Origin of the sequence: Citrobacter sp. Cpo045, assembly GCF_030332875.1 — a bacterium.
Lineage (GTDB): Bacteria > Pseudomonadota > Gammaproteobacteria > Enterobacterales > Enterobacteriaceae > Citrobacter > Citrobacter portucalensis.
This window is the reverse complement of sequence record NZ_JAOWGZ010000103.1, coordinates 28,642-43,215: the sequence shown is the minus strand read 5'-3', so window position 1 is coordinate 43,215 and position 14,574 is coordinate 28,642. Positions and strand designations below refer to the sequence as shown.

Annotated in this window: 7 protein-coding genes; 4 read left to right on the top strand and 3 right to left on the bottom strand. The window is 52.2% G+C overall.

Annotated features, from left to right (window positions below; all coding sequences use genetic code 11):
* The first annotated feature begins 13 nt into the window (after positions 1 to 13).
* Positions 14 to 6,979, top strand: coding sequence for an autotransporter outer membrane beta-barrel domain-containing protein (locus OGY13_RS16080; protein ID WP_213752371.1), 6,966 nt, complete (start codon positions 14 to 16; stop codon positions 6,977 to 6,979).
* Positions 6,980 to 7,199: 220 nt separating this feature from the next.
* Here OGY13_RS16080 and ychF read toward each other — a convergent pair whose 3' ends face one another.
* Together ychF and pth are read right to left on the bottom strand one after the other, a co-directional pair.
* Positions 7,200 to 8,294 (bottom strand): redox-regulated ATPase YchF, encoded by a 1,095-nt coding sequence (gene ychF, locus OGY13_RS16075; protein WP_003020818.1) that lies wholly within the window; start codon positions 8,292 to 8,294, stop codon positions 7,200 to 7,202.
* A gap of 115 nt (positions 8,295 to 8,409) precedes the next feature.
* Positions 8,410 to 8,994, bottom strand: a complete 585-nt coding sequence (gene pth, locus OGY13_RS16070; RefSeq protein ID WP_048216236.1) for an aminoacyl-tRNA hydrolase — start codon at positions 8,992 to 8,994, stop codon at positions 8,410 to 8,412.
* A gap of 274 nt (positions 8,995 to 9,268) precedes the next feature.
* Between pth and ychH the strand changes: the two genes are divergently transcribed.
* Positions 9,269 to 9,550: a stress-induced protein YchH gene (ychH, locus tag OGY13_RS16065; RefSeq protein ID WP_003833480.1), complete on the top strand. Its 282-nt coding sequence runs from the start codon at positions 9,269 to 9,271 to the stop codon at positions 9,548 to 9,550.
* Positions 9,551 to 9,676: 126 nt separating this feature from the next.
* Here ychH and lysC read toward each other — a convergent pair whose 3' ends face one another.
* Positions 9,677 to 11,038: a lysine-sensitive aspartokinase 3 gene (lysC, locus tag OGY13_RS16060; protein ID WP_186413327.1), complete on the bottom strand. Its 1,362-nt coding sequence runs from the start codon at positions 11,036 to 11,038 to the stop codon at positions 9,677 to 9,679.
* Positions 11,039 to 11,646: 608 nt separating this feature from the next.
* On the opposite strand from lysC, the gene OGY13_RS16055 reads away from it, so the two are divergent.
* On the top strand, positions 11,647 to 13,032 hold the full coding sequence (locus OGY13_RS16055; RefSeq protein WP_008784983.1) for a diaminobutyrate--2-oxoglutarate transaminase: 1,386 nt from the start codon (positions 11,647 to 11,649) through the stop codon (positions 13,030 to 13,032).
* 15 nt (positions 13,033 to 13,047) lie between these two features.
* On the top strand, positions 13,048 to 14,511 hold the full coding sequence (locus tag OGY13_RS16050; RefSeq protein ID WP_032943714.1) for a pyridoxal phosphate-dependent decarboxylase family protein: 1,464 nt from the start codon (positions 13,048 to 13,050) through the stop codon (positions 14,509 to 14,511).
* The last annotated feature ends 63 nt before the right edge of the window (positions 14,512 to 14,574 follow it).

Genomic DNA, 14,574 nt, shown 5'->3' with positions numbered 1-14,574 from the left:
AGTGAGTGAGATGATGAACAAAGTATTTAAGGTTATCTGGAGCGTAGCCCGCTCGTGTGCCGTTGTTGTTTCCGAACTGGCACGTGGAAACGTACAATCAAGCAGTTCTTCGCTTATTACGGAAGAACAATACAGCGCAGAATTCCAGAATGCATATGTTTTTCGAATGGCACCTGTCGCTTTATTAATGCTTGCACTTTTTCCAGCGAAATCACAGGCAACAGATTATGTAGTAGACTCCATGACCCCACAAGATGCCATAGAGATAACAGTGAGTGGACGGGATAATACATTGTCAGGTAGCTTTTCGAATGTTTCGTATGGTAATAGTGGTTACACCAATATGACTCTGGGTGAGGCTTATGATAAAGGTCTTCTAGGTACTAATAGTGAGTATGTTAAGAATAACAACATATTTAACATCGGCTCGCAAAGCAAAGTAATTGACTTTATAGATCCAGTTACCGGGAATACGACATCAATAGCGGTCTACGATAATGATGCGATGGTCATTAACTCTCTCGCCGACTTTAATGTTACGATTTCAAATGCCGTGGGTGCTAACGGCCAGTATATAGATCGTAATCTATACAACGTTAATAGTGGAGCCACTCTTGATGTCACTGTTGGAAGTCAGGATGCCAACTGGATTAATGATAGGGAAAACTTATTTAGCGCTGTTTTCAAAAGTTCAAATACGAGTAGCATAAATAAATCATCAGTTTTTAATGTTTCCAGTGAGTCTGGTGACAAAGCAGAGCTTAATTACCATTCTAAAACAATAGCCCAGTTAGGTAATGATTACAACAATCACAGTGGTGGCACGGCTATTGCGTACCCAGTGATTGACGAATTTACAGGTGAGTTCACCAGCAAACTTGGGCCACAAAATGTGACAAATGTGGAGGAGTTTAAAGCTTACAACGCTGCGTTAATCGCAGCGATTGAAAAAGGTGAGCTCTCAATGACCAGTGCAGAGTACAACGCTGAACTGAATTTGGCGCGAACTACCGGGTCTATCCCTATTTATGCGAATGAGGATGGGATTGCGTCTGATGATGCAGTTAGAGGAACGGTTAATCGTGATACCGTCTCCTACATCCACGGAACCGGCAAAGATGCCGTTATTAACATTGATAAAGACGCTAATCTGCAACTTTTTTGGTCTGATGCATCGCTGGTTAACCTGGAAAATGGTGCAACCTTAATCAATGAGGGCACACTAGGGTCGAATAACAATACGCTTCGTGGGGCCTATGTCGTCGCCGTTCACAGTGGTTCTGTATTTGAGAACAACGGGGTTGTTGATGCAGGGACTAACCCTGACATGGCTGAAAAATTGGGTTCGAGCGCAGCATTAGTCGCAGCAGGCCAGCACACGGCTATCCTGGCAAACGGCACATCCACTGTTAATAACAATGCCACTGGTGTGATTAACCTGGCAACGAGCTCTTCTCAATACAGTAATAAAGGTGTCCTACTCTCTTCGTCTGCGGTGCTGACAAATGATGGCACGATCAATGTCGCATCAACAGCGCAGACGAGTACCACTGGCACACCGGTCACAACAGGTGTTGAGGCCGGCCAGCAATCAACATTCAACCATAACGGCATGTTGTACATTGGCCGGGAGGCTCAACGTGAGGGTTCGGATGCGACTAACGACCTTCGTATTTCGGGAGACTCCATCGGTGTTCTGTTATCAGGCAATGCGACGTATAACGGAGATGCGGCCTCAAAAATCGTAATAGGTTCTCAGACAACGAACGCAACAGCCATCGTTGTTAAAAATACCGCGACGTTGAATCAAAATGGCACGATAGAGATCAATGGCGAACTGCCTGGCGAATCCTCGATTGCCAACGTGGGGCTCAACGTAAAATCAGGTACCAGTGAAAACCGGGTCGTGAACAAAGGTATTATCAATCAGAACGGGCAAAACAGTATCGGTATTGATGTGGAAGCCGGTGGGAAAATCACGCACGCTGGTGTCATTAACGTCAACTCCGGTATTGATGAGGGTACGCATTACGCTAACTACGGTATCCGGGCAAGCGGTGAGGATGCCCTCGCGGTAGTATCAGGCGAAGTCAATCTCAATGGCGATTATGCCATCGGTGTGCAGGCGCGTGATAAAGGCACTATCACCCTGATGGATAACGGAACGGTCACTTTCAATGACGGGAGTCACCAGACAGGGTATTACATCTACGGTTCTGGATCGTCAATTATCGATAATTCCACGAGTAATCAAACGGTTTCGACGACAGATTCGACGCTTTATCGTGTCGATGGCGGCGCTGCGTTTGATGGCTCCAACACCAATATGTCACAAATGAATGCAACGGGTGATAACTCCACCATTATCCTTACGACGGACGCAGGCAGCAGTTTTAACTCCGGCAAGCTGGCGTTAAGCATTATAGGCGAAGGCTCAACTGGTGTTCGCATTGAAGGCGGCGCGACGGGGACAATCACGGCGGATGCCGATATTGTTAAAGTCGCCGGTAAGGGCACAACGGCGGGCGTTGTTGACGGAAACTACTATGCCCTGGACGGCGAAGTCGTAGAAGCCAAAAAAGGTGAGTCGGTATTAACCAGCTATGCCACCCTTGAAACGGCCAACACCGCTGACGGTGCTTTCGGCTATATCGCCCGCAATGGCGGTACGCTAAATCACAAAGGTACCATTGACTTTGATCAGCCTGACAGTACCGGGGTGCTGATTTCCGGCGGTACGCTGAACAACGACGGCGATATTCAGGTGAATGGCGTGGCGGTCAATATTCAGGGCGCAGATTCCGTGGTGAACAATAGCGCGACCGTTTCTGCCACCGATGGCACCGCGGCGTATCTGGTCGAGAGCGACGCAACGCTTAACCTGACCGGTGAAGGGCAAACTACCGCTGACGGCACGGCGCACGCCATTCTGTTGGCAAGCGGGGCGAAAGGGCTGGTCGTTGATGGCGCAACCATCACGATGGCCGCGGGCGGCAGCGGTAACGCCATTGAAAACCAGGCTAACCTTGTCGGTATTCAGCTCAAAGAGACCCACATTACCGTCGGCAACGGCATTGGGGTACATACCGGGGCTTCCATGGCGCAGACCAACTCCGGCACCATCAACGTTACCGGTAGTGGAACCGGCATCCTGTTTGAAAGTATGGACGGTTCGCAAACCGATCAGACCCTGGATATGTCCGACTCGCGCGATCTGGTCATCAACGTCCAGCAGGCGGGTGGTAAAGGGATCGTCACCAATTCCTCCGCAGACCTGAAAACAGGTGCCAGCGTCAACGTGCTGGACAGCGATGGCGCAGAGGCGCTGGTTGTCGGCGGGACCACGAAAAATATTGAACAGTCGGGCGAGCTGACGTCAGTTTCCACTTCGCATGCGGTGGTCGATGCAGATAACGGCTCTCTGGAAAGCTTCCTTAATAAAGGGGTGATCCGCGCGCTGAATGCTTCGCAAAAAGCGCTGGAAATCGTTAAAGGGAAGGGCATTGCCTTTACCAATGCCGCGGAAGCCAGCATCACCGGGATGGTAAATTTACTGAGTGGCGATAACACCGTCACGCTGGAGTCCGGCAGTACGGCAACCGATATCACCACCGGTAACGGCAGCGATCTCTTCTTGCTGAAAGACATCAAGGCGACGGAAACCTCGCTCTTCACCAGCCTGAATGGTGGAGAAGGTGAAGACACGCTCCGGTTGCAGAACGCACAGTACACTCTGAACAGTGCCGACGCCATTACCGGCATGGAGCATATCGATCTGACCAGCAACTCCGTGTTTACCGTCAATAACGTCGACTTCGTCCTGGGTGACGCAAAAGATGATGCAGCGAATACGGGTTACAGCATTGATACGAACAGTACGCTGCAACTGAACGCGACCGGCGATATGGCGTTCAACAGCCACCTCTCGGGAACCGGGACCGTGTCTGTGGATGCGTCCGGCAAGGCGTTTGATTTTACCGCCAACAATGCCGCAGACGGTTTCCAGGGCACGCTTGCGCTGCAAAACAGCACCCTTGAACTGGCCGGGTTAAATACTCAGGCCCTGGCTAAAGCGACGCTGAGCGCGGGTGAAGGTAGCCTCACGCATGTCGGCAAGGGCGAACAGAATATCGGCGGGCTGGCGTTTAACGGGGGCACGGTGAGTTTCGACGGTGTTACGCCGGGCAAAACGCAAGCGGATGGTACGATCCATGCGGGTAAAATGGATCTGAGTGGTCGCGGGACCGTTCAGGTGGATACCGGCAGCGTCAGCAATGATCGTCCACAGGCGGATACGACGCTCTCCCTGCTTGAGCAGGACGACGCACAGGAGTTGATCAAACTGGCCACCTCTGACTCCGCTGTGCAGGGTGGCGCGGGCAACCTGACGTTAACCGACAAAGACGGCAACGTCATCAGCGATGGCGTGGTGGCCGACATCGAGCAGAATGATGAAGTGGTGGCCAAAGGCACTTATGACTACCGCCTGACCGGTGGAGAAAACGACGACGGGTTGTATATCAGCTACGGGCTGACGCAGGTTGAACTGCTAGCGTCCGGCAGTAACGCGCTGGTGCTGGATGCCAACGATAAAACAGGTAATGCCGCTGACCTCAGCGCCCGCGTCACTGGCACCGGCGACCTGGCATTCGACAGCGCCAAAGGCCAGACCGTGTCACTTTCCAATATGGATAACGACTACACCGGCATCACCGATGTGCGTAGCGGCAACCTGCTGATGAATAACAACGACGTGCTGGGGCAGACCAGCGAACTGCGTCTGGCATCTGACACTGGTTTTGATATGAACGGCTACAGCCAGACGGTCGGTAAACTGACGGCCGCTGTCGATTCTTTGCTGAATATCCATGGTGGCAGCCTGACGATTGCGGATGGCGGTGAGGCGAACGGCACCTTAACAGGTAGCGGCGCGCTCAACCTGAACGGAGGAACGCTGACTGTCACGGGTGAAAACAGCACTATGACCGCGAAAACCACGATTGCCGAAGGGGCCACGGCGTTGCTGAACTCTACGCTGGGCCTCGGTACTGGTGACATCGTGGCGGCCGGTACGCTGGCGTTAAGTAATGCCGCAGGCGTGCTGTACAACGCCATCAGCGATAACGGCAGTGTCGAACTGACCGACAGCGATGTGGTGCTGGCCGGTAACAACAGCGAGTTTACCGGAACCTTTGACATTGATGGTGGATCGCAGCTTACCGCGTCCGTGGCTGAACATCTGGGCGATGCGGCGGTGAAAAACGCCGGTTCCCTGGTGCTCAACAGCGCCAGTAGCTGGGAGCTGAACAACAGCATTACCGGCGCAGGCAGTGTCACCAAACTCGGCAGCGGCACCATCACCGTGGGCGACAATGCCGCGTGGACCGGTAGCACACACATTGAGCAGGGCGGACTGCAACTGGGCAGCGAGAGCGCTTCAGTGGTGCTGAGCAGCACGCAGGTCACTATCGCAGATCAGGGGAAATTATCCGGGTTCGGCGGCGTGACGGGTGATATCGACAACGCCGGTCTGCTTCAGGTTGGCACCGCTGAAAGCACAGGCACTCACACCTTTACGGTGGGTGGAAACGTCACTAACAGCGGCACGATGGCTACCGGGGTTTCCGGGAAGCAGGCCGGAAACCAGCTGGTGATTAAGGGTAACTATGCGGGTAACGACGGGCTGCTTTCGCTTAACACCGCGCTCGGCGACGATAAATCCGTCACCGATAAGCTGGTGGTGGAAGGCGATACCTCCGGCAACACGTATGTCACGGTGACAAACGCCGGGGGCAAAGGGGCGGCGACCATCAACGGTATTGAAGTTATTACCGTTGAGGGGGCGTCCGACGGTGATTTCACCCAGAAAGGCCGTATTGTTGCCGGGGCGTATGACTACACCCTGAACCGCGGTACCGGTGAAAACAGCAGTAACTGGTTTCTGAACAGCAGCAAAACGGACCCGGGCACGGATCCGGGTGATAAAGAAACGCCGGATCTGCGTCCGGAAGGCGGCAGCTACACCGCAAACCTGGCGGCGGCTAACACCCTGTTTGTGACCCGTCTGCACGATCGCCTGGGTGAAACACAGTTCATCGACGCGTTAACCGGCGAGCAAAAAGTCACCAGCATGTGGATGCGTCACGTGGGCGGCCACAACAACTGGCGTGATGGCAGCGGGCAGCTCAAAACGCAGAGCAACCGTTACGCCGTTCAACTGGGCGGTGATGTGGCGCAGTGGAGCCAGAGTGGTCTTGACCGCTGGCATCTTGGTCTGATGGCCGGTTACGGCAACGACCACAGCAATACCCACACGTCACGTACGCAGTATGGTTCGAAAGGGTCTGTGAACGGCTATTCCGCCGGGGTTTACTCAACCTGGTATGCCAACGACGAGACGCACAGCGGGCTGTATGTCGATACCTGGGCACAGTACAACTGGTTTAACAACAGCGTGAAGGGTGAAGGTCTGCAGGGCGAATCCTATAAATCGAAAGGGGTGAACGCCTCGGTGGAAACCGGCTACACCTGGAAAATGGGGGAATACCAGACGCGTGAAGGTTCGACCAACGAATGGTATATCCAGCCGCAGGCACAGGCCGTGTGGATGGGCGTGAAAGCCGACGATCACCGTGAAAGCAACGGCACCCGCATCACCAGCAGCGGTGACGGTAATGTGCAAACGCGTCTTGGTGTGAAAACCTGGATCAAAGGCCACAGCCAGCTCGATAACGGTAAAGCGCGTGAGTTCCAGCCGTTTGCCGAAGTTAATTGGCTGCACAATACCCGTGATTTCAGCACCCGGATGGACGGCGTTAACGTCAGCCAGGCCGGAACGAAAAACCTGGGTGAGGTGAAAGTGGGTGTCGAAGGGCAGGTCAGTCCACGTTTCAACCTGTGGGGCAATGTCGGCGTGCAGCTGGGTGATAAAGGCTATAATGACAGTGCGGCAATGATCGGCGCGAAATGGAACTTCTGATAATCGTCTCCTGACCTTTTTGCCAGGCAACCAGTGGTTTGCCTGGCAATCCTGCTGGTTGGACTGACCCCACGCTCGTAGACAAATTCTTTCCTCACGACGGGGCCTGTTCAATAAGTTGAGACATTATGAAATGAAAAATCCACGCAATTGCGTGGATTTTATAGGTTTTGTCATTTTCATGAGATTCGTTGCAACCTCATGAGACAACACATTTTATTTAGACGTTGAACAGGAAGTTCATGATATCGCCATCTTTGACGATATAGTCCTTACCTTCGGCACGCATTTTCCCAGCTTCTTTCGCACCTTGCTCACCTTTATAGGTGATGAAATCTTCAAACGCGATGGTTTGTGCGCGGATAAAGCCTTTCTCGAAGTCGGTATGGATTTTACCGGCTGCCTGCGGAGCCGTGGCACCGACAGGAATGGTCCATGCCCGGACTTCTTTCACGCCAGCGGTGAAGTAGGTCTGCAGGTTCAGCAATTCGTAGCCAGCACGGATAACGCGGTTCAGGCCCGGCTCTTCCAGACCCATTTCAGCCATGAATTCTTCACGGTCAGCATCATCGAGTTCTGCGATGTCAGCTTCAACGGCTGCGCAAACGGCAACCACAACAGAACCTTCGGCAGCCGCGATTTCGCGCACTTTATCGAGGTACGGGTTATTTTCAAAACCGTCTTCGTTGACGTTGGCGATGTACATTGTTGGCTTCAGCGTCAGGAAACTCAGGTATTTGATAGCCGCTTTGTCTTCGTCAGTCAGCGTTTTCAGCGCGCGCAGCATGCCAGCGTTTTCCAGCTGTGGCAGGCATTTTTCCAGCGCAGCCAGTTCTGCTTTAGCGTCTTTGTCGCCGCCTTTGGCCTTTTTCTGCACGCGATGGATAGCGCGCTCACAGGTGTCGAGGTCGGACAACGCCAGCTCGGTATTGATAACTTCAATGTCGTCAGCCGGATCCACTTTGTTATTAACGTGGATGATGTTGTCGTTTTCAAAGCAACGCACCACGTGGCCGATAGCTTCGGTTTCACGGATGTTGGTCAGGAATTGGTTACCCAGACCTTCACCTTTGGACGCGCCTTTTACCAGACCGGCGATGTCGACGAATTCCATCGTTGTTGGCAGGATACGCTGCGGTTTGACGATTTCGGCCAGCTGATCCAGACGCGGATCGGGCATCGGGACAACACCGGTGTTCGGCTCGATAGTACAGAACGGGAAGTTTGCCGCTTCAATACCCGCTTTTGTGAGCGCGTTGAACAGGGTGGATTTGCCTACGTTTGGCAAACCGACGATACCGCATTTGAATCCCATGTTTAAATCACCTTAATCTTTTGATATTCAACCTGTTATGGAAAACAGATTGTAGAAATGTAAATAACTTTGCCTATTATACACAGCACGCGAGAAAAATGCCGCACATCGCTGCTTATTGCGCTTTAAAGGTGTGTAACCGGCTCGTCGCTTTGGTCAGGCCGTCTTTGAACAATATCTCGGTACAACGTACCGCTTCGTCAATTGCTTCATCAATTAACTTCTGTTCTGAAACAGGCGGTTTGCCTAAAACAAATCCGACAACTTTGTTTTTATCGCCCGGATGGCCAATTCCAACGCGTAAACGATGAAAGTTGGGGTTATTACCTAACTTACTAATGATGTCTTTCAGGCCATTATGTCCGCCATGACCGCCGCCAAGCTTAAATTTGGCCACGCCAGGGGGCAGGTCTAACTCATCGTGTGCGACCAAAATTTCATCGGGGTTAATACGATAAAAACTGGCCATCGCACCGACAGCCTTGCCGCTCAGATTCATAAATGTGGTTGGCACCAGCAGACGGACGTCTTCACCTTCAAGCGTAACTCTGGAGGTGTAGCCGAAGAATTTCGGCTCATCGCGCAGGGGAGCGCGTAATCTTTCTGCCAGCAGATCGACATACCATGCGCCTGCATTGTGTCGCGTTGCCGCATACTCTGCGCCGGGGTTTGCCAGGCCGACAATCAATTTAATCGCCACGTGTTTTGTCCTGAGTGTTTCGATAAACGACGTGTAGTTTACTGTCTGACGCTGCTGTTGACAAAAAACTGCGTGCTTATCGCCAAAAGCTGAATAATTGCACAAATGGACTATTAGAAAATGAGTATGTTCAGTAGCTTATTTGTAAAGTTTTGTTGCATGAGTGTTTGTAATTGTGATCGCTCCCGCACTTGCGAACGGCAGTGTTGTCTATACTTTACACATAAGGATTAGGGGTATTCCCTGTAACAACCCAAAGTTCCGGAGGTGACACATGAAACGCAAAAACGCTTCGTTACTCGGTAACGTGCTCATGGCTTTAGGGTTGGTGGTGATGGTGGGTGGTGTTGGTTACTCTATTTTAAACCAACTGCCGCAATTTAATCTGCCACAGTTTTTCGCACATGGTGCCGTGCTCAGTATTTTTGTTGGTGGTGTCCTCTGGTTGGCGGGTGCCAGAGTGGGGGGGCACGAACAAATCAGCGATCGTTACTGGTGGGTGCGCCACTATGACAAACGCTGCCGTCGCGGTGATACCAATCACCGGCATAACTAAATAGCTCTCCCAACTCGGAGTGCAGTTGTTTGAACACAAAGTCCTGGTTTAAAAACCAGGGCTCTGCTTGTTCGTCAGTACTGGATTAAACGACTTCTACCCTTGGTGGCATACTACAAAGAAGCGTTATTCGAATAACCGATAATGTAACGCTTTGATCGCGCTGTCTGCATTGTCAGCCGGCAACAGAATACTCAGGTTGTCGTTTGACGCCCCATGGCAAATCATTCGTACCGTATGCTCTTCAAGCCAGGCAAAAACGTCTTTGCAAACTCCCGCAGCCTGTGTGAGTTGATTCCCCACCAAAGTGACCAGCGCCAGCCCGGTTTCCACTTCCACACGACAGTGGGAGGACAAGGCGGTAAACAATGCGGTGGTCAGCACATGGTCTTCACCTGAGGTTGCATGAGTGGCGTCCAGCGCAAGCGCAATACTATTCTCTGAGGTTGTAACCAAATCCACCGCGACCGCATGGCGAGCTAAAATGGCGAAAGACTGTGCCAGGAAAGAACAGGAAGGTTGCGTCTCCAGGCTGTGTAACCGCAACAGCGTCTGTTTACGACGCACGGCGAGCGCACGATAGCGAGGTGGATTATCGGTGGTGTTGTGCACCAGCGTACCTCCGGCGGCAGTATCCTTACTTGAGCCAACAAAGACCGGAATGCTTTTACGCATTGCCGGGAGCAGTGTAGCTGGGTGGAGGACCTTCGCACCGTAGGCGGCCATATCGCTGGCCTCGGAAAATGATATATGGTCGATTCGTTTGGCCCGCGGCGCAATGCGTGGGTCGGTGGTGTAGATCCCTGCGACGTCGGTCCAGATGTCAACGCGTGTGGCGTGAAGCGCCTCACCGAGAAGCGTAGCCGTGTAATCACTACCGCCGCGTCCAAGCGTTGTGGTGTGCCCTGCGGCATCACGCCCGATAAATCCCTGAGTCACCATAATCGCTTGCTCAAGACGAGGGCGCAGGTGAGTCTCCACCTGGTGGTGTAGTGTGCCAAGCTCAGGTTCGGCACAGCCGAAGTTCGAGTTAGTACGCATCACGCTGCGGGCGTCAAACCACCCGGCCTCGGCATGCCGTTCACGTAAGACTTCAGTAAACAGTAGCGAGGACATCAGCTCGCCATGGCTGACTAATTCATCGCTTAACGCATCAGACGGCGAAACCATCGCCGTTTGTGCAAGACGACGTATATTGTTTAGAAGATTATCGATTTCCGTGCTGATAACGGACGGCTGCTTCAGGCGGGAAATAATGTTGTATTGGATGGCGCGTAAAGTCTCAATCTTATCTAATTGTTGATGTGTTTCCAGACCTTCAGAAAGCTCAACCAGTAAGTTTGTCACGCCTGCAGAAGCAGACAAAACAACTAAACGGACATCTTGATCAGCAAGGACAATGCTGGCGCTGCGGTTCATCGCATCAAAATCAGCGACGCTGGTGCCGCCAAATTTGGCAACGACGGATGGTGGATAAATGCGAGTCATAACAATCTCATATCAGGGCGCCATAAAAGTATGGCTAGAAAATTTTCATTCTCGGCATAAGGGAACGACGTTCGCCTTACGAAATGTCCGCCCGCGAACATTTCTGCTGACAACCCAGGGAATACCTGTTGTCGATAACGCGTGTCGCCTGTACGCGTAATCGGGTGCTGCGCATTAATTTTATCTACATAGCCTGCAAATAAGCGCGCCATACTAAGTGATTTATATTTAGGGATCGACTTTTTTATTCGATTTATCGACAAATAAGTGAAAAATCATGCCATCACAAGATGTCGCGAGCATCATTAATGGTAAAAACGTGTAAAAAAATAATAAAAACACGAAAATCCCATGGTTTTTATTAGATTGTCTGCGTTGCAATTAGCTACAACATTGTTAATTAAATAGATATATTTCTTTAGGATTTAGTAGTGGTAAATAGTTGTTACGCTTTGAATTTAAAGGAAAAGGTTGTTATTTTTAATGCCGAAAAATAAATGATTGAGTCCTAAGCTAAAACAACATATATTAGCCGCGCTTTTTTACAGGTAATCCTTATAACCATTTATTCAATCAGGCGTTAATCTACACCTGGTTGTAGGAGTGATATGATGACGGATAAAGTCCGTATTGATACTTTAAGTGCTAATTCATTACCGCAGAGCAATGATACCTTTTTAGCAAGACAGGCTGAGTTTGAATCTAATGTCCGCAGCTATCCACGTAAACTGCCATTAGCGATCGCTAAAGCGCAGGGCGTCTGGATTACTGATGTAGAAAATAATCAATATCTTGATTGCCTGGCAGGTGCCGGAACCCTGGCGCTTGGTCATAACCATCCTGAAGTGCTGCAGAGCATTCAAAGTGTCATCACAAGCGGCTTACCGTTACATACGCTTGACCTTACCACGCCGTTAAAAGATGAATTCTCATCATATTTACTTTCTTTATTACCGGGTCAGGGCAAAGAATATTGCCTGCAGTTCACCGGTCCGTCCGGCGCTGATGCTGTTGAAGCGGCGCTGAAGCTGGCGAAGAAAGTCACCGGCCGTTCCAGCATCATCAGTTTCTCCGGTGGCTACCACGGGATGACCCACGGTGCGCTGTCCGTGACCGGCAACCTGTCGCCGAAAGAAGCGGTCAGCAACATGATGGCGGAAGTGCAGTTTATGCCGTATCCGCATCAATACCGTTGCCCGCTGGGTATCGGCGGCGACGCTGGCGTTAAAGCATTAACCTACTACTTCGAAAACCTGATCAACGACGTTGAAAGCGGCGTGCGTAAACCGGCTGCCGTGATCCTTGAAGCGGTGCAGGGTGAAGGTGGCGTGAATCCGGCTCCGGTCGAGTGGCTGCAACGCATTCGTAAAGTGACGCAGGAACATGGCATTCTGCTGATCATCGATGAAGTTCAGGCGGGCTTTGCACGTACCGGTAAACTGTTCGCCTTCGAACATGCCGGTATTGAGCCAGATATCATCGTGATGTCCAAAGCGGTTGGCGGCGGTCTGCCACTGGCGGTGCTGGGCATTAAAAAGCAGTTCGATGCGTGGGCTCCGGGCCACCACACTGGTACTTTCCGCGGCAACCAGTTGGCGATGGCGACCGGTCTGACAACGCTGAAGATCCTCAAAGATGACAAGATTGCCGATAAAGTTGCTGCCCAGGGCGAGTGGCTGAAAGGCAAACTGGCTGACCTGCAGAAACGCTACCCGGTTATTGGCCAGGTGCGCGGTCTGGGTCTGATGATCGGCCTGGAAATCGTGAAGCCGAACGAAGCACAGGATCACATGGGCTGCTACCCGGCCGATGGCGAGCTGTCCGCGTTGCTGCAGAAAAAATGCTTCGAAAATGGGCTGATTCTGGAGCGAGGTGGCCGCAACGGCTGCGTGCTGCGCCTGCTGCCGTCACTGCTGATCACCAACGCTGAGCTGGAAATCTTCCTCGATAAATTCGAAAACGCCCTGCTGGGCGCTGGCGTGAAGCCGGTTTAAACGGAGTTGGATCGAATGTCAGACGTAAACCCGATTCTGTCCGGCTCGGCGCAAAGCATTGCAGCTTATCAGGACGCTATCGAGCAGAGTACGCAAGCGGTCGTTGAATGGTTGAAGCAGCCTGAGATGTATCAGGGTAAAACCGTTGAGCAACTGCGTGAACGTATCAACCTGAATTTTACGTCTCAGGGCCTGGGCAACCAGGCCGCTATTGAGCGTGCGGTTGAATACTTTCTCAAAGACAGCTTGTTGGTTCACCATGCGCAGTGCGTGGCGCATCTGCACTGCCCGAGCCTGGTAATTAGCCAGGCGGCGGAAGTGCTGATCAACGCCACCAACCAGAGTATGGACTCCTGGGACCAGAGCCCGTCGGCCACCATCATTGAGATCAAGCTGATCGAGTGGTTGCGTGAGCAGGTTGGATACCCGACAGGCGATGCGGGCGTATTCACCAGCGGCGGTACGCAGAGTAACCTGATGGGCCTGATGCTGGCGCGTGATGCTTTCTTCGCTCGCCAGGGGCACTCCATTCAGCAGGATGGTCTGACCGGTGATCTGAGTAAAATCAAAGTGTTCTGCTCTGAAAGCGCGCACTTCTCCGTGCAGAAGAACATGGCGCTGATGGGGCTGGGCTACCGTTCCGTCACCCAGGTGAAGACCGATGCGTTTTCACGCATGGATCTGGCTGACCTGAAAGACAAGCTGGCCCAGGCGAAAGCCAACGGTGAGCAGGTGATGGCAATCGTCGCCACTGCCGGTACTACCGATGCGGGCGCAATCGATCCGTTAGCGGATATTGCAGCGCTGGCTGCAGAACATCAGATCTGGATGCACGTGGATGCGGCATGGGGCGGGGCGTTACTGCTTTCTGATAAGTACCGTGACTTCCTGAACGGCCTTGAACTGGCAGATTCCGTGACGCTGGATTTCCACAAGCAGTTCTTCCAGACCATCAGTTGCGGTGCGTTCCTGTTAAAAGATGCGCGCCACTACGAGCTGATGCGTTACCAGGCGGCGTACCTGAACTCTGATTTCGATGAAGAGGCTGGCGTACCAAACCTGGTATCGAAGTCGCTGCAGACCACGCGTCGTTTCGATGCGCTGAAGCTGTGGATGGGCCTCGAAGCGCTGGGCAAAAAGCAGTATGCCGAGATCATTGATAACGGTGTGACGCTGGCGCGTGATGTTGCTGAGTTTGTCAAAACCCAGCCGCATCTTGAACTGGTGATGGAGCCGCAGCTGGCAAGCGTGCTGTTCCGCTTCCGCCCGCAAAGTGACGACGTGGCATTTGTCGCGCTGCTGAACCAGCGTATTGGCGACGTTCTTCTGGCTTCAGGTAGCGCCAACGTCGGCGTGACCGAAGCAGATGGTGTCACCTGCCTGAAGCTAACGCTGCTCAATCCGACGGTATGTCTGGAGGATGTTAAAGTCCTGCTGGCAAGCGTGAAGGCAACGGCTGAGCAACTGCTGAACGCGTAAGCAATAAGCTTGTTATAAAAATGGCTCCCACGTACGGGAGCCATTTTTTTGTCTGTCATTTGT